The 16,830-nt window shown below is 45.7% G+C and carries 14 protein-coding genes and 1 pseudogene; 9 read left to right on the forward strand and 6 right to left on the reverse strand.

Features of this window, described 5'->3' with window-relative positions:
* Positions 1-121: 121 nt before the first annotated feature.
* The 3 genes from MHB62_RS05720 (at position 122) to wprA (ending at position 4,351) form a co-directional block, all read left to right on the forward strand.
* Complete coding sequence (locus MHB62_RS05720; protein WP_003233084.1) at positions 122-1,027, forward strand: fumarylacetoacetate hydrolase family protein; 906 nt, start codon at positions 122-124, stop codon at positions 1,025-1,027.
* 115 nt (positions 1,028-1,142) lie between these two features.
* The gene (locus tag MHB62_RS05725; protein ID WP_024573535.1) at positions 1,143-1,499 is read left to right on the forward strand and encodes a YisL family protein; all 357 of its coding nucleotides are present in this window, start codon (positions 1,143-1,145) and stop codon (positions 1,497-1,499) included.
* A gap of 167 nt (positions 1,500-1,666) precedes the next feature.
* Entirely contained in the window at positions 1,667-4,351 is a 2,685-nt protein-coding gene (wprA, locus tag MHB62_RS05730) for a cell wall-associated protease WprA (protein ID WP_032721306.1), read from the forward strand.
* Positions 4,352-4,381: 30 nt separating this feature from the next.
* Here the strand turns inward: wprA and MHB62_RS05735 are convergent, their stop codons facing one another.
* Positions 4,382-4,963: a DUF2777 domain-containing protein gene (locus MHB62_RS05735; protein ID WP_072692655.1), complete on the reverse strand. Its 582-nt coding sequence runs from the start codon at positions 4,961-4,963 to the stop codon at positions 4,382-4,384.
* A gap of 145 nt (positions 4,964-5,108) precedes the next feature.
* On the opposite strand from MHB62_RS05735, the gene asnB reads away from it, so the two are divergent.
* Positions 5,109-6,953, forward strand: coding sequence for an asparagine synthase (glutamine-hydrolyzing) (gene asnB / locus MHB62_RS05740; protein WP_032721307.1), 1,845 nt, complete (start codon positions 5,109-5,111; stop codon positions 6,951-6,953).
* Between the two features lie 128 nt (positions 6,954-7,081).
* Here the strand turns inward: asnB and MHB62_RS05745 are convergent, their stop codons facing one another.
* Positions 7,082-7,561: a DinB family protein gene (locus MHB62_RS05745; RefSeq protein ID WP_021479592.1), complete on the reverse strand. Its 480-nt coding sequence runs from the start codon at positions 7,559-7,561 to the stop codon at positions 7,082-7,084.
* A 231-nt stretch (positions 7,562-7,792) separates the two neighbouring features.
* Between MHB62_RS05745 and farP the strand changes: the two genes are divergently transcribed.
* On the forward strand, positions 7,793-8,617 hold the full coding sequence (gene farP / locus MHB62_RS05750) for a farnesyl diphosphate phosphatase (protein ID WP_404978347.1): 825 nt from the start codon (positions 7,793-7,795) through the stop codon (positions 8,615-8,617).
* A 29-nt stretch (positions 8,618-8,646) separates the two neighbouring features.
* Here the strand turns inward: farP and MHB62_RS05755 are convergent, their stop codons facing one another.
* On the reverse strand, positions 8,647-10,014 hold the full coding sequence (locus tag MHB62_RS05755; RefSeq protein ID WP_014476390.1) for an MATE family efflux transporter: 1,368 nt from the start codon (positions 10,012-10,014) through the stop codon (positions 8,647-8,649).
* A gap of 123 nt (positions 10,015-10,137) precedes the next feature.
* On the opposite strand from MHB62_RS05755, the gene MHB62_RS05760 reads away from it, so the two are divergent.
* From MHB62_RS05760 to iolX, 3 genes are all read left to right on the forward strand, one after another.
* Positions 10,138-11,001: an AraC family transcriptional regulator gene (locus MHB62_RS05760; RefSeq protein ID WP_003245539.1), complete on the forward strand. Its 864-nt coding sequence runs from the start codon at positions 10,138-10,140 to the stop codon at positions 10,999-11,001.
* Positions 11,002-11,018: 17 nt separating this feature from the next.
* Positions 11,019-12,032 (forward strand): transcriptional regulator DegA, encoded by a 1,014-nt coding sequence (gene degA / locus MHB62_RS05765; protein ID WP_015715647.1) that lies wholly within the window; start codon positions 11,019-11,021, stop codon positions 12,030-12,032.
* Between the two features lie 208 nt (positions 12,033-12,240).
* Positions 12,241-13,269 carry a scyllo-inositol 2-dehydrogenase gene (gene iolX / locus MHB62_RS05770; protein WP_032721310.1) on the forward strand — a complete coding sequence of 343 codons (1,029 nt, stop codon included), beginning with the start codon at positions 12,241-12,243 and terminating at the stop codon, positions 13,267-13,269.
* A 51-nt stretch (positions 13,270-13,320) separates the two neighbouring features.
* On the opposite strand, the gene MHB62_RS05775 is transcribed toward iolX, so the two are convergent.
* Positions 13,321-13,830, reverse strand: a complete 510-nt coding sequence (locus MHB62_RS05775) for a DinB family protein (RefSeq protein ID WP_029317591.1) — start codon at positions 13,828-13,830, stop codon at positions 13,321-13,323.
* Positions 13,831-13,879: 49 nt separating this feature from the next.
* Positions 13,880-14,529: pseudogene (locus tag MHB62_RS05780) on the reverse strand (LysE family transporter).
* Positions 14,530-14,609: 80 nt separating this feature from the next.
* Here MHB62_RS05780 and MHB62_RS05785 point away from each other — a divergent pair.
* Positions 14,610-16,064, forward strand: coding sequence for a PLP-dependent aminotransferase family protein (locus tag MHB62_RS05785; RefSeq protein ID WP_080287601.1), 1,455 nt, complete (start codon positions 14,610-14,612; stop codon positions 16,062-16,064).
* Between the two features lie 7 nt (positions 16,065-16,071).
* Here MHB62_RS05785 and MHB62_RS05790 read toward each other — a convergent pair whose 3' ends face one another.
* A complete protein-coding gene (locus tag MHB62_RS05790) occupies positions 16,072-16,710 on the reverse strand; it encodes a pentapeptide repeat-containing protein (protein ID WP_032721312.1) in 639 nt (212 codons plus the stop codon).
* Between the last annotated feature and the right edge of the window lie 120 nt (positions 16,711-16,830).

Here is a 16,830-nt window from a genome sequence, read left to right on the forward strand (position 1 = left end):
GATATGTAGAGCAAGCCCGTCCTGAAACGAAATGAAAACGGAAAGGAGAAAAAGGGATTTCAGCATTCGACAGAGAATACATGAAGGAGCATTCTGATTTAAAAGATGATGGAGGAATAACATGAAATTTGCGACAGGGGAACTTTACAACCGAATGTTTGTCGGCCTGATCATTGACGATGAGAAAATTATGGATTTGCAGAAGGCTGAAAAAAAACTGTTTGAACTTGAGACGATTCCGGGATCGCTGATTGAATGTATCGCAGAAGGGGATAAATTCGTTGCGCATGCAAGGCAGCTGGCCGAGTGGGCAAAGAAACCGAATGATGAGCTGGGATCATTTATGTATTCATTATCTGAGGTGAAGCTCCATGCACCCATTCCGAAGCCATCAAAAAATATCATCTGCATCGGCAAAAACTACCGGGATCACGCGATTGAAATGGGAAGCGAGGCTGATATTCCGGAGCATCCGATGGTATTTACAAAATCGCCGGTAACGGTTACGGGGCATGGTGATATCGTAAAGAGCCATGAAGAGGTTACCTCTCAGCTTGATTATGAAGGAGAACTTGCTGTCGTGATCGGAAAAAGCGGGACCCGCATTTCAAAAGAAGATGCATATGACCATGTTTTCGGATATACGATTGTGAATGATATCACGGCGCGTGATCTGCAAAAAAGGCATAAGCAGTTTTTTATCGGAAAAAGCTTGGATACGACATGTCCGATGGGGCCCGTGCTTGTACATAAATCAACGATTCAGGAGCCAGAGCGCCTCAAGGTTGAAACAAGAGTCAACGGCGAGCTGCGCCAATCCGGTTCGGCAAGCGATATGATCTTTTCCATTCCGGAATTAATTGAAACCCTCTCAAAGGGGATGACGCTTGAAGCGGGCGACATCATTGCCACCGGTACGCCGTCTGGTGTCGGCAAGGGGTTTACGCCTCCAAAATTCTTGCGGTCAGGTGACAAAATTGATATTACAATTGACCCGATCGGAACGCTGTCAAACCAAATTGGCTGAATAAAACTGGAGGGCGGACCCGGACCCGCCCGTTTTTTCTGATAATCATCTTTGTGGCAGAGGACAAGTTCATGGTACTATAAGTGGGGTAATTTATCTGATAGGGGGAACATATATGACACACCTACATATTACGACATGGGTGGTAGCGCTGATTCTGCTTTTCGTCAGCTACTCGCTGTATTCGTCAGGAAGTGCAAAGGGCGCAAAAATCACTCATATGATTCTGCGGTTATTCTATATCCTTATTATTTTGACAGGAGCTGAGCTGTTTGTCCGTTTCGCCAACTGGAACGGAGAATACGCCGGCAAAATGATTCTGGGCATTATCACCATCGGCCTGATGGAAATGCTCCTCATCCGCAAGAAAAAAGAAAAATCAACAGGAGGCCTGTGGATCGGCTTCGTCGTTGTCCTTTTGCTGACAGTGCTGCTCGGTCTGCATTTGCCAATCGGTTTTCAATTGTTTTAATAGAAAAACCTATGAACCCGGCTCTTTGATAGAGTTGGGTTTTTTTATATTTATCCCCTTATATTCCAAATCATTTAAAATAACCTTAAAATTCCCTGTAAGCGGTATCTCGTCCTATGAAATTATGATACCTTCAAGGAGATTCATTATTTTGCAGGAGGGATAACATGAAACGCAGAAAATTCAGCTCGGTTGTGGCGGCAGTGCTTATTTTTGCACTGATTTTCAGCCTTTTTTCTCCGGGAACCAAAGCTGCAGCGGCCGGCGCGATCGATCAGGCGGCTGCTCTGGAAAACGGCAAAGAGCAGACAGGCGCCATGAAGGAGCCGGAACAGGTGAAATGGTACAAAGTGACCCCGGGAGCAACGGATATTCAGAAAAACTCACATATGGCACTGACCGTAAAGAGTGATTCAGTACTGAATGTATCTGTATATCCAAGTAAGGAAAAAGCGCTTAAAGATGAGACGTTTGAGATGTACCGTTCTTTCACAGCGGAGGATGGAAAAAGCGAAGTCATTTTTCCATACGCGTGGAGCGGCCCTTACTATGTAAAAGTTGAATACCTCGGAGAAGAAGAGCCAGAGGACGGCGGAACGGCAGAAGCAGCTGCAGAAGCCAAGTATACGATTGGGTATAAAGGCACCAAAAAACAGCCGTCAGATTTAGAAGAGGAAGAAGCTTGTCCGGTTGAAATGAGTGTCGATCAGAAGAAATCAGGAAAAGGCATCCTGGATAAGTTGAGATCGATTCGTGATGAGCAGCTGAGCCAAACAGCAGAAGGCAAAGAACTGACAAGCCTTTATTACAAAGCAGCACCGTTTATCGTTGCAAAACTCGCACTCAATAAAACAGCAAGAAATGAAATCTATCAGGATCTTGTGACATTAAAGCCGTTATTTGACGATGTGTCAGAAAACGGAGCATCATCTTCGTATAAGGTCACTGAAAAGGATCAAAAAGCAATCAACCGGCTATATGATAAAGCTTTACAATCAGTCCCGTCATTCCTTAAAGAGGAGATAAAGAAACAAGCGGACCGACTAAATATGAAGCAGCTGCAAGGCAAAACAGCCGGAACCATTTTAACAGAAAACAATATTGCAGCAAAAAGTGAAGTTCAGACAACAAAGGTTATTTTCAAGGTGAAGGACAATAAAAGCCTCTCATCCGTACATAATGAAATGAAGGGCTTTTCTGCAAGCGCGCAATCGAAAAAAGACATATCCAATGTGAAAAAGGCAAAGAAACTGTTTGACAATCTGTATTCATTTGAACTTCCGAAAGATGAGAAACAGAACGGCGCATATACGGCAAGCGCCAAAAGGGTCAAAAGCGCTGCTGCGACACTATCCAAGATGTCCAATGTAGAGTTTGCGGAACCCGTCCAGGAATACAAAAGCCTGGCAAACGATATTCAGTACCCTTATCAATGGCCGCTTAAAAACAACGGTGAAAACGGCGGTGTCAAAAATGCGGATGTGAAATATGAGCCTGCCAACACATTGCTGTCCAAACGCAAGCTTAACGATACACTCATTGCAGTAGTAGACACAGGCGTAGACAGTACGCTTGCCGATTTAAAAGGAAAAGTAAGAACAGATCTCGGACACAATTTTGTCGGACGAAATAACAATGCAATGGATGATCAGGGGCATGGGACGCATGTCGCAGGCATTATTGCAGCCCAAAGCGATAACGGCTATTCAATGACTGGATTGAATGCCAAAGCAAAAATCATCCCTGTAAAAGTGCTTGATTCCGCAGGTTCCGGAGATACTGAACAAATTGCTCTCGGCATCAAATATGCTGCTGACAAAGGAGCAAAGGTGATTAATTTAAGTTTAGGCGGAGGCTACAGCCGCGTGCTTGAATTTGCTTTGAAGTACGCAGCTGACAAAAATGTCTTGATTGCCGCAGCCAGCGGGAATGATGGAGAAAATGCCTTATCTTATCCTGCATCTTCTAAATATGTGATGTCAGTCGGCGCAACGAACCGCATGGATATGACCGCTGATTTCTCTAACTATGGAAAAGGTCTGGACATCTCTGCTCCAGGGTCTGATATCCCGAGCTTAGTGCCGAACGGAAATGTCACGTACATGAGCGGAACGTCTATGGCGACGCCGTATGCTGCCGCTGCTGCAGGATTGCTGTTTGCTCAAAATCCTAAGCTGAAAAGAACAGAAGTTGAGGATATGTTGAAAAAGACGGCAGATGATATTTCCTTTGAAAGTGTCGATGGCGGAGAAGAAGAGTTGTATGACGATTATGGCGATCCGATTGAAATTCCGAAGACACCTGGTGTAGACTGGCATTCAGGCTACGGGCGGCTGAACGTCATGAAGGCTGTCAGCGCAGCTGATTTACAGCTTAAGGTCAACAAGCTGGAAAGCACTCAAACAGCTGTCAGAGGAAACGCGAAGGAAGGCACACTTATCGAGGTGATGAACGGCAAAAAGAAACTCGGCAGCGCCAAAGCCGGAAAAGACAATGCGTTCAAGGTGAATATCGCGACTCAAAAACAGGATCAAGTACTGTATGTGAAAGCAACAAAAGGCGATGCGAAAACATCGTATAAAGTTGTCGTCGTCAAAGGAAAACCTTCCGGCACACCGAAAGTAAACGCTGTGAAAACGAAGGATACGGCAGTAAAAGGGAAGGCAAACAGCAAAGCGATGATCAGAGTGAAAAACAAATCAAAGAAAGTCATTGCTTCTGCCAAAGCTGACGCAAAAGGAACGTTTTCGGTGAAAATCAAAAAACAAAAAGCCGGAACGGTGCTGTACGTCACGGCTGTGGATACAGATAAAAAAGAAAGCAAGGAAGCAAAAGTTGTTGTTGAAAAGTAACCAAAAAGCGGTGCTCGATGCACCGCTTTTTTATTTGCGCCCCCGTTGGACTGCTGAATACATAATGGATCGCTTTCCGTTTGAAGCCGTCCATTCAAAACGGTCTCCTGTCCCTTCGCTGCTGTAGTGATGCTGCATCGCGCATTGTGCGGTGTCATTTGAAAAGTGATAAAAGGACACACCCTGCCCCGCCGAAGTATTCGAAAAGACTCCTTTATTATAAGAAAAGACGCAATCGAATACCGATAAGCCAAAGCTGTGCAAGTGCTGCAGAAATGCGAGAAAGGTTTCGTCGTCAAGCGAATCCAAAAGCGCCATGAGCGGCCGCTTGACTGATTTCTCATAGCGGATGCGTTCTCCGCCGGAAAGGGAGATGTTTTCTGCACCGCATGCCAAAACCAACTTGTCCTGAAAGCCGGCTTGCTCCCACTTTCCTTTATGATGGATCCAGATTGGGCTGTGTTGGAGACTGTCCGCCAGCAGTATATCGCCTTCACCGTTTTCGATTAAGCAGATGCCGTCTTCAATGAGGATGGTGCCGTATTCCCACTTTCGTTCCTCTGTATATAACAATTGTTTCCGTTTCATCCATGCTGTCTCCTTTTTCTTCATTCCTCTCTTTTCTTTCCAATTCAAGCCTGTCCCATACAACTCTTTTATGGACAAATCAACTATCTGCCTATAGATGCATAAACTTACTAAGGTGCTGAAAGAAACGAAATTGTTACGAAAGAAACGGGATTGGAGCTGATGTCACATGTGTGGAATTACGGGTTGGGTCGATTTTAAAAAGCAGCTCGTCCAGGAAAAACAAACGATGGACAGAATGACAGACACTCTTTCCAAACGAGGGCCTGATGATTCAAACGTTTGGGGAGAGCACCATGTTTTATTCGGACATAAAAGACTTGCGGTTGTTGATATTGAAGGCGGACGCCAGCCGATGGCGTGTACCTATAAAGGGGATACGTACACCATTATTTACAATGGCGAGCTTTATAACACGGAAGATTTGCGCAAAGAATTGCGGGCGCGGGGCCATCAATTCGAGCGTACGTCAGATACCGAGGTGCTTCTGCACAGCTACATCGAGTGGCAGGAAGACTGTGTCGACCATCTCAATGGCATATTCGCTTTCGCTGTGTGGGATGAAAAGCGTAATCTGCTGTTTGCCGCGAGAGACCGTCTCGGTGTAAAGCCGTTTTTTTACACGAAGGAAGGCTCTTCATTTCTCTTCGGGTCGGAAATCAAAGCAATCCTCGCGCACCCTGATATAAAAGCGCGAGTGGACAGAACGGGACTTTCTGAAATTTTCGGTCTTGGACCGTCCAGAACCCCGGGCACTGGCATATTTAAAGGTATAAAAGAAATCCGCCCGGCTCACGCGCTGACATTTTCCAAAGACGGACTTAATATTTGGCGTTATTGGAATGTTGAAAGCGAAAAACATACGGACAGTTTTGATGACACGGTTGCCAATGTCAGATCGTTATTTCAGGACGCGGTGACGCGGCAGCTTGTGTCGGATGTGCCTGTTTGCACATTCCTATCAGGCGGTCTGGACTCAAGCGCGATTACAGCGATTGCGGCGGGCCATTTTGAAAAGGAAGGAAAAGCACCGCTTCATACTTATTCGATTGATTACGAAGAGAACGATAAATATTTTCAAGCAAGCGCTTTTCAGCCGAATGATGACGGACCATGGATTGAAAAAATGACAGAGGCTTTCGGCACAACGCACCACAAATGCGTCATCAGCCAAAAAGACCTCGTTGATCATTTGGAGGAAGCTGTACTGGCCAAAGACTTGCCGGGAATGGCGGATGTCGACTCATCCCTGCTGTGGTTTTGCCGGGAAATCAAAAAGGACTTTGTCGTCAGCCTATCGGGAGAGTGCGCGGATGAGATTTTCGGCGGGTACCCGTGGTTCCATACGGCAGATGTTGAGTCTGGCTTTCCATGGATGAGATCAACGGAGGAGCGGATCAAGCTGCTTTCTGACTCATGGCAGAAAAAATTGAATCTGAAAGAATACGTAAATGCCAAATATGAAGAAACCTTGGCAGAAACGCCATTATTAGATGGTGAAACGGGTGTGGATAAAGCAAGAAGACAGCTGTTCTATTTAAATATGCTTTGGTTTATGACGAACCTTTTGGATCGGAAGGATCGCATGAGCATGGGGGCGAGCCTGGAAGTGCGGGTGCCGTTCGCCGATCACCGGCTTGTGGAATATGTTTGGAATATTCCGTGGGAAATGAAAATGCATGATAATCGGGAAAAAGGCATTTTACGCAAAGCGCTTGAAGGTATTTTGCCTGATGACATTCTGTATCGCAAAAAAAGCCCGTATCCGAAAACACATCATCCGGAATATACAAAAGGCGTCAGCGAATGGCTGAAAACGATCAGAAGCCAAAAGGACTCCGTGCTCCATACCTTACTGGACAGAAAACAATTAGATCAGCTTTTAGAAACGGAAGGCTCCTCCTTCAAGGTGCCGTGGTTCGGGCAGCTCATGAAGGGGCCTCAGCTGATCGCCCATCTTGCTCAAATTCATACATGGTTTGAAGCGTATCGCATTGATATTGACGAGAGGTAGGTTCAATACAAATGTGATTAAAAGCCAGAGATGTATAGATTTAAATAAGAAGGATAGATGAGCAGGGAAATATATGCTCTATCTATCCTTTTTTGTACAACGCACTATCGAATTGCGCCCGCATTCCTTCAATAAGAATGAATAGGTTTTAATGTTCTGCCGATAAAACTAGCTGATACCGGGCTTAACTTTAATTCCCTAGCCCATACAGAAAGTTGACCAATATGGTGAATTTCGTGAGCAATGATATGGTGTAATATTTCATCTCGCGTATATAAAACACCTGTCTCCCAAGGAACGCTTACAAGTTCATCTTTTATTTGATCTGAATGTGTTTGTAAAACATCAATTATTTCAGTTCGGAATGTATTTGAGAGAGATTTCACTTTATTGAGTGTTTGATAATCAGCGAACTGAACAGCGATATCTTCTTTTCCTTGGATAGCACGAATCCAACTATATTCCACATCAATAATATGAAAAAGGGTATATAAAATATTCTCTACTCCGCCAAGACGGTTTTTAAGTAATTCTTCAGTGGTTAGTTGATGACACCAAGTAAACCATTGATCTCTAACCTGCCAGTTATATTCAAAAAATTTTATCACTGAACTCACTCCAATACTATCATGTATCATAACAATTAGCCCTTTTTTCCGTGATTCCTCTATTATTGAAGTGATGATTGAGAAATGTTTACATTCTACCTGTTGTATGGCATTAAAAATAATAATGCATATCTCGTCGATGATGCTGTGCGTCTTGTTACTTTTACAAAGTAAGAATCGGCATTTTCTTCATATACAATTAGGAAAAAACATACTAGACTTGAAGAAGCAGTGATACATAGGAGTGAGAAAATGAAAGAGATAAAAGAAGCTTACCAGCAATGCGGACAGATTGTTGGCGAATACGCGCCAGCCTGTTTCAAAGCATTATCATATCTCCCACTAAAGCAAAGACAAGCCTCTTGGGCAGTATTGTCGTTTTGCCACACGGCGGCCAGTGCAGACGAAAAGGTATTGCCCGCATTTGAAGCTAAAGCTGATCATGTTTACCAAAGGACAAATAACGGTAATCAACATCTATGGAAGGCTTTTGATCATGCGTATCGGACCTTTACATTGGAAAGCGAACCTTTTCGGGAGTTTATTGCCGCACAAAAAGAAGACGCCAAGCCGTATGATGACCTTGATGAACTGCTCATGTACGCATATCGGACGGGCGGTGCTGCCGGATTGATGCTGCTGCCGATACTGACACGCCGAAAACAAGATCAGCTCAAACAAGCAGCCGTCTCTCTCGGCTTGGCCATACAGCTGGTTCGCTTCTTAAGTGATCTTGGCACAGATCAGCAAAAAAACCGCATTCCCCGTCAGGTAATGCAGCAATTCGGCTATACAGAGGCTGATCTCCAAAAAGGCACCGTAAATAAAGCGTTCACAATGACGTGGGAGTATATCGCTTTTGAAACAGAAGCCTACCTTGAAGAGTGTCAGGATGCCTTGCCGCTATTTCCGCAGTATTCTCAAAAAACGGTGAAAGCCGCTCTTCATTTGCACCGGGCTGTTTTAGAAAAAATTCGGGCGAAGCAGCACGATGTATTTCAACATCACTTCGCTTTCACAGAGACCGAAGTGAAGCAGATTCTGTCTGATATCTAAAAAACACCCGGCCTTGATTGAGCCGGGTGTTACGCCATACCTTTTTGTATCCAGATACGTGAGCGCCATCTTCTGTACATTAAGATTCCCCGGACCCATTCATCCGCGATAAAAGAAATCCAAATGCCGGCAAGACCGAAACCGAGGTGGATGCCGAAAAGATAAGCAAGCGGGAGGCCGATGCCCCACATTGAAATCATTGCCATGTAAACCGGGAATTTCGCATCCCCCGCGGCCCGCAGAGAGTTAATGATAATGACATTAAACGAGCGGCCTGGTTCAAGGATAATGGTCATGGCAATCAATAGGCTTGCAGTTGCTATAATGTCAGGGCTTTGTGTGAAGAGTCCGATCAGGTCTTTTGAAAAGATCGTCATCAAAACAGAGGTAGCCGCAGCAATTCCGAGTGCCCAATATAAGCTCTTCATGCAGCGCTCATAAGCGGCATCAAATTGTTTGCCGCCGATATAACGGCCGATTAAGATTTGTGTACCCTGGCTGATCGCAGTGCCGAACAGCAAAATAAACATCGTAATATTTTGCGTATACACTTTTGTTGTCAACGCCTGTGCACCCATGATGGCGATAAAATACGTGACAATCATTTGCGAAAGGTTGTATGAAAGCTGCTCTCCAGCAGAAGGAATGCCGATTTTCAGCAGCTTGCGCAAATGCTCTTTATGCATATGAAAGACTTTTTTCAGCGACATCTTCAGCTGGATGCGTTTGTTGACAATCACAATCATCGCGATTAATCCGATGACGCGGGCGATAGATGTGGACATGGCCACACCGGCAACGCCGAGAACAGGAAAGCCGAACAAACCGAAAATCACAACAAAGTTTCCGGCAATGTTTAAAATGTTCATGCCGATAGTGACAAACATTGTATCTTTTGTATAGCCGTAGCTTTTTAAGATCGCGCTGAATGTCATGATTAAAGCCTGAATAAAGGACAGACCTCCGACAACTTGTAAAAAGACTTTCGCATCAGGCATCAGTGCGTTTGATAATCCCATCATATGAAGCAGAGGTACAGCTGCGAAAAAGACGACGGCGCTGATGGCCAGGCTGATGAAGAAGTTGGCGCCGATTGACACATAAGCGACTTCCATGGCTTCTTTCTTTTGCCGTGAGCCTAGAAATTGTGAAATGATAACGGTCGTTCCTGTTGCGATAAAGCTGAACATCACGATAATTAAATTTAAAATCTGGTTGCTGACGCCGACTGCTGCCACGCTGTTATCCGAGTATTGGCTGAGCATCAGTGTATCGGCATTACCCATAAACATATATAATGAGACCTCAATAAAGATCGGCCAAGTAAGCGAAAATAATGAGAACGTTTTGTCAGCGGGTTTTTTCAAAGCAGTTGATTTGAAGACAGCTTGTTTCATAGTGTCTAACCCCTTTCGTAAATAAAATCAACGTTTTAAAGTGTACCTCCATTTCCTTATAATAAAAAGGGATAGAAACGATACTTCTTGTAAAAATCCGACTTAAAAAGGAGGATGATTCAAATGCCTCGCATCCTGTTTACAGTCCCGCCTTTTCCGGTATTTATCGCAGCTGGGGAAGGGGTTTTTAAAAAAGGAGAAACCCATGTGAAACGTGTATTCTCCGTGTTTGATCTGATATATGTCAAACAGGGAACGTTATATATAACGGAAAATGAAACATCGTTTTCTGTTGAAGGCGGCGAGTACATCTTGCTTTCTCCCGGTCTTGAACACTACGGGACGAAGGGCAGTGATGAAGCAACCTCCTACTATTGGCTTCACTTCGATGAACATCGATATGAATTTACGGCAAAGGGAGGCAGCAACTGGTCTGAGCTTCAGCAGGAAAAAGGGAGCTTCGAAGAGCCGGCCCGCTACGGATTGGCTTTGCCGAGAAAAGGCAAGGTGCAGCGCCCGCAGTTTATGGCGCAGCAGTTTGAAAAGCTGATCGATTACTCCGCGGAAAACTCTGATTTGCCCCTCAGAAAGCAAATCTTATTTGAGGAGCTAATGCTGCATCTTCAAAAAGAAGCGTTCCAAATACCGTCTGCGAAAGAGCGGGTAGCCTGGGAGGCGGCCCGGTACTTACAGGAGCACTATAAGGAAAAGACGACAATCAAGGATCTGTCGCTCGCCCTTCACTATCATCAGGATTATGTGAGCCGCTGCATGCAGCAGGTGCTCGGCGTAACTCCGGCACAATACACGAACCGGGTGAGAATGACGGAAGCGAAGCGTCTTTTATCCTCTACAAATGATAAAATGGGCGTTATTGCGGAAACGGTCGGAATGGAAGATCCGACATACTTTTCAAAACTCTTTAAGCAGATAGAAGGCATTTCACCAATTGAATACCGGAAAATTGTCAGCCGGAAAGTTCAATAACCAGACGAGGGATGAACATGAAAACAACAATTTACGATGTGGCAAAGGCGGCGGGTGTCTCTATCACAACTGTGTCGCGTGTGATTAACAATACGGGGAGAATCAGCGATAAAACACGGCAGAAGGTCATGAATGTCATGAATGAAATGGCATACACGCCCAATGTTCACGCCGCGGCGTTAACGGGAAAACGAACGAATATGATTGCTCTCGTGGCGCCTGATATTTCAAATCCGTTTTACGGCGAACTGGCCAAAAGCATTGAGGAAAGAGCGGATGAGCTCGGTTTTCAAATGTTGATTTGCAGCACCGATTACGATCCGAAAAAAGAAACAAAGTATTTTTCTGTGCTGAAACAGAAAAAGGTGGATGGCATTATTTTTGCAACAGGGATTGAAAGCCATGACAGTATGTCTGCTTTGGAGGAAATCGCCAGTGAACACATTCCGATTGCCATGATTTCTCAGGATAAGCCGCTTCTTCCGATGGATATTGTTGTGATAGATGACGTTCGTGGCGGATATGAGGCTGCCAAGCATCTTCTGTCACTCGGCCACACGAACATCGCCTGCATTATTGGAGACGGGTCAACGACAGGCGAAAAAAATAGAATCAAAGGCTTCCGTCAGGCGATGGAGGAAGCGGGCGTGCCCATTGATGAATCACTTATCATCCAGACGCGGTTTTCCTTGGAAAGCGGCAAGGAAGAAGCGGGAAAATTGCTCGACAGAAACGCTCCGACTGCTATTTTTGCCTTCAACGACGTATTGGCTTGTGCCGCCATACAAGCTGCGAGAATAAGAGGCATAAAAGTGCCGGATGATCTTTCTATCATTGGTTTTGATAATACGATACTCGCAGAAATGGCGGCTCCGCCCCTGACAACCGTAGCCCAGCCGATAAAAGAGATGGGGCGGAGCGTCATCGAACTGCTGGCAGAAGCAATAGAGGGAAAACGAAAGGCGAAACAAAAAATAGTGCTCCCGCCTGAGCTTGTAGTCAGACATTCTACATCACCGCTCAACACATGAGCCCGCTAATGAGCGGGTTTTTTCATTATGACAGTTGAAGCCAAAAAAACATATTGCGTGTAAACCAAAGGCAGTGTAAAATGAAACCATCTTTTGAGAAAGCGCTTGCGCAAAATGGCAGAGCGGATAGAACCGCTGTTTTTTTAGCTGTTAAGAGAAAGCGCTTTCCCGAAGCGAGCCCGAAATGAGATAAAGGAGAGGATGGGACGTGGAACATCAAGTAAGGTGCGCAGTATTGGGATTAGGAAGGCTCGGTTATTATCATGCGAAAAATCTCGTCACCAGTGTGCCGGGGGCAAAGCTGGTTTGTGTCGGTGATCCGTTAAAAGGGAGAGCGGAGCAGGTTGCCAGAGAACTCGGTATCGAAAAATGGTCAGAGGACCCGTATGAAGTGTTAGAAGATACCGGCATTGACGCTGTCATTATCGTAACGCCGACAAGCACACATGGTGATATGATCATCAAAGCTGCCGAGAACGGCAAACAGATCTTTGTTGAAAAACCGCTGACATTAAGCCTTGAGGAATCTAGAGCAGTTTCTGAAAAAGTGCAGGAGACAGGTGTCATCTGCCAAGTCGGCTTTATGAGACGGTTCGATCCAGCATACGCAGATGCCAAACGGCGGATCGACGCTGGAGAAATCGGCAAACCTATCTATTATAAAGGCTTTACGCGCGACCAAGGCGCGCCTCCCGCAGAATTTATCAAACACAGCGGTGGGATTTTTATTGACTGTTCCATCCATGACTATGATATTGCCCGTTATTTGCTAGGGGCGGAAATTACTTCTGTTTCAGGACACGGCAGGATTCTGAACAATCCGTTTATGGAGCAGTATGGCGATGTGGATCAGGCGCTGACGTATATTGAATTTGACTCCGGCGCAGCGGGGGACGTCGAGGCAAGCAGAACCTCTCCATACGGACATGACATCCGGGCGGAGGTTATCGGGACAGAGGGCAGTATTTTCATAGGGACATTGAGACATCAACATGTGACCATCCTATCGGCTAAAGGGAGCAGTTTTGATATCATTCCAGACTTTCAAACTCGTTTTCATGAAGCCTACTGCTTGGAGCTTCAGCATTTCACCGAGTGTGTCCGGAATGGAAAAACACCGATTGTGACAGATATTGATGCGACGATCAATTTAGAAGTGGGTATCGCCGCAACCAATTCCTTTCGAAGCGGCAGGCCGGTACAGCTAGATGTGAAGCGCGCTTATACAGGTATGTAAAAGCTAATATGTTGCATTTTAGGCTTTCCGCAAAAAAAAGCAAGGACATTTTTAGCCCTTGCTTTCTCTTTTCTCATATAAATAGTACATATAATCAGTAGGTGCGCCAGAATGGCCCAGCTGTCTCAGCATGGCGGTTACGTTTCCTCTGTGGTAAGTGCCGTGATTGACGACATGCAGGATGGTGTCTGCATAGGTTGATTCCAGTGTACCTAGTTTCGGATGCTGCATTGTGAAGGTCTGTTCTAAGTCCGTCTGGCGGCTGAAGAAATCATGATACTGTGACTCCAGCTCGGCAGCGTGCTGTTTAATCGCTGCCATATTACCTTGCGCGGACTCTAATTTGCCTGCGCTGTCTATAATCTCTTGGTAGGCCACTCCCGAAAGAACATTCAGCCAAATGTAGTCAGCCCTGCACATATGAAGCAGCACGTCGCTGACAGAAGGAAATACGCTCTTTACTTCTTGATAGGCAGTTTCCTCCGGCAGGTTTTCGATATGGGTAAATATTTTCTTGTTTGCCCAAGAATGATAGTCATAAAACTGTTTTGCATCAGTCATCAGTATGCCCCCTTTTCTAAGAAATTCGTTTTTTTCATTTGTTTCTCCTTCAATTGCAAAAGAGTGACACCCCAAAATATCCTGCCGCTGCCCACATTACCGCTGCAGAGCATTTGTTTACGATCACCATTAGCCTGCCGCTCGTATCTATCGTCTGAAACAGCCGGCCCGCTATCGCAAGGCTGATAAACCAAATCCAAGACACAGCGATGCAGGCGGCCATAAAGAGCCATTTCTCAAGCCCCGAATATTGAAGAGAGCTCGTGCCAATGACGCCGATCGTGTCCAGAATGGCATGCGGGTTTAAAAGAGAAACAGCGGCCGCAAACACGGCTTGTTTTTTTGCTGTAAACGCATGTTTCTCATCTTGGCTTGTCTTTGGACGGCTGTTCCAAGTCACCCATCCCATATAAAGCAAAAATAAAAATCCGCCAGCCATCATTGCTGCCTTAAACATGGGCAGCTGCTGCACAATGACAGATACGCCTGCAATGGCTAATACAATGAGCAGGGTGTCGCAGACTGAAGCACTGATGACGGCGGGGAGTGCTCGCCAAACTTGCTTTTGCCACGCGCCTTGCTGAAAAATAAACACATTCTGCACACCCAGCGGCAAAATTAAGCCAAACGCGAGCACAATTCCGTGAATGATTGCATTCATGCTGAAAAAAGCTCCTTTCACATCTTTTTTTCAATCATAAAAGAGAAGTTTACCAAAGTCTCCAGCCATTTGGTTGGGTATGGAGCCAGCCAAATGTATAATGTGAAAAAAGGGGGGCATGACCTTGTCGCAATGGAAGCCAAGCCGAAAGTCAGATGTTCCGCTGCATCGGCAGATCGAACAATATATGAAAGACAAGATTCTTCACGGAGAGTGGGCTGTAGGGACGAAAATCCCTTCACAGAGAACGCTGGCCGGCATGTTTCAGGTCAACCGCAGCACAGTCACAGCAGCCATAGATGAACTCACGTCTCAAGGCTTGTTAGAGGGAAGAAGAGGCGGCGGTACAAAGGTTGTAAACAGTACTTGGAGCGTGCTGGCGGCTGAGCCTCCGCTTGATTGGAGCGATTACGTCCGTTCGGGCATTCATCGCGCCAATTCTTCCATCATTCAAGCTATTAATCAGAACGAACCAAGAGCGGATATCATCAGATTAGGAACTGGAGAACTTTCACCGGATCTTGTGCCTGCTGACACAATTGGACGGATGTTTCAGCAAATCAATCCGGGCGTCCTGTCTTTAGGATATGAGCAGCCGAAAGGAAACCGTCAGCTGCGGGAGGCAGTGGCCGACCATTTAAAAGGAAAGAAGATCCATGTGTCACCGTCTGCAATTTTAATTGTGTCCGGTGCACTTCAGGCACTTCAGCTCATCTCAATTGGACTTTTAAAACGAGATTCTGTCATTTTGACGGAGAAGCCGTCCTACCTTCAATCCTTGCATGTATTTCAATCAGCTGGGATGCGGCTTCGCGGCTTGCCGATGGATGATGAAGGGGTCAAAGCGGGGCTTGTTTCTTCTAATCGAAAACAATATGGAGGACAGCTGCTTTACACGATTCCGTCGTTTCATAATCCGACAGGCACAGTCATGTCAGAGCAGCGAAGGAAAGAGATCATCAGCCTGTCAAAAAAAGAGCAGCTGCCCATCATTGAGGATGATGCGTACGGTGATTTATGGTTTGAAGAAAAACCTCCGCAGCCGTTGAAAGCAATGGATCATGAGGGCAATATTCTGTATCTGGGCACGTTTTCAAAAACGGTTAGCCCTGGTCTGCGAATCGGCTGGCTTGCCGGTCCGGAGCCGGTTATTGAAAGGCTGGCGGACATTAAAATGCAGACAGACTACGGATCAAGCGGCCTGTCCCAGTGGGCGGCTGCCGAGTGGCTGTCACAGGGGTATTATGAAGAGCATCTGACTTGGGTACGCAGGAAGCTTAAAGAAAGGAGAGACGCCGCCGTTCATTTTCTCGAGCGGTATGCCGGGGACATTGCCACGTGGCGGATTCCCGCAGGCGGCTTTTATATTTGGGTGACATTTCACAAAAACCTGCCTGTCAGCCGTTTCTTTTATGGATTGCTGAAACGGCAGGTGCTTGTGAATCCCGGCTGCATTTATGACGGTGAAGACCGAAACAGCATCAGGCTGTCATATTCCTATGCATCTCTTGGAGATTTGGAAACTGGCATTAAAGCGGCAGCTGAAACAGCACGCCGCCTGATGATGTCCTAAGCTTTGGTTATACGATGACAGCTCCCAGTGACCTGGCGAAGGCAATCGCGTGCTCAGGTGCGATTTTGCAGCCTTTCAATTTGTCGAGGGAGACATGAAGCTGTTCAAAACGGCACGTGCTGATGTCCATGTTTTGAAGGGACGTGCCGGTAAAGCTGGCGCCTTCCAATTCGCATCCGTCAAAGTGTGTCTGCTGGAGCACCGTATCGCTGCATTCACTTTGCATAAGAGCACAGTGATCAAATCGAACTTGTTTCATATTTGAATACGAAAATGAGCTGAAATGTCCGTGGCATTCCTCGAATGAAACATTCCGGAGCGTTGCTTCCGCCACATTCATTCCAACCATTTTTGACTGCTTAACTGAAGTTCTGTGAATGACAGCCCCGCTGAAATCGGCGTTTGATAAATCGCATTTTTCAAAGATCACATCGGTCAGTTCAATATGCCGAAAAGACACATCGATAAAGACGACATTTCTGAATACCGTTTTTTCCACACAGAGTCTTTCGATATCTTCGCCGCAGATTGTACAATCTTCAAACAAATGCATGCTGATTACATCATCCTGCGTCACGGCATCATGAAAATCTGCGGTTTGCAGGTTTTCCGGTATGTTCGGTTTTTGAATTGCGATTTTATTCATGTCATGACATCCTTTGCTGCCCGAAAAACAGAGGCTTCCGGGTTCAATTTAATAGATCGTTAAGGAAATTGATACATATAGTAAATCGTGAAGAGCCTTTTCTTGGTACAGCAGCCCGCT

The organism is Bacillus sp. FSL K6-0255 (assembly GCF_045040725.1).
Taxonomy (GTDB): Bacteria; Bacillota; Bacilli; order Bacillales; family Bacillaceae; genus Bacillus; species Bacillus subtilis.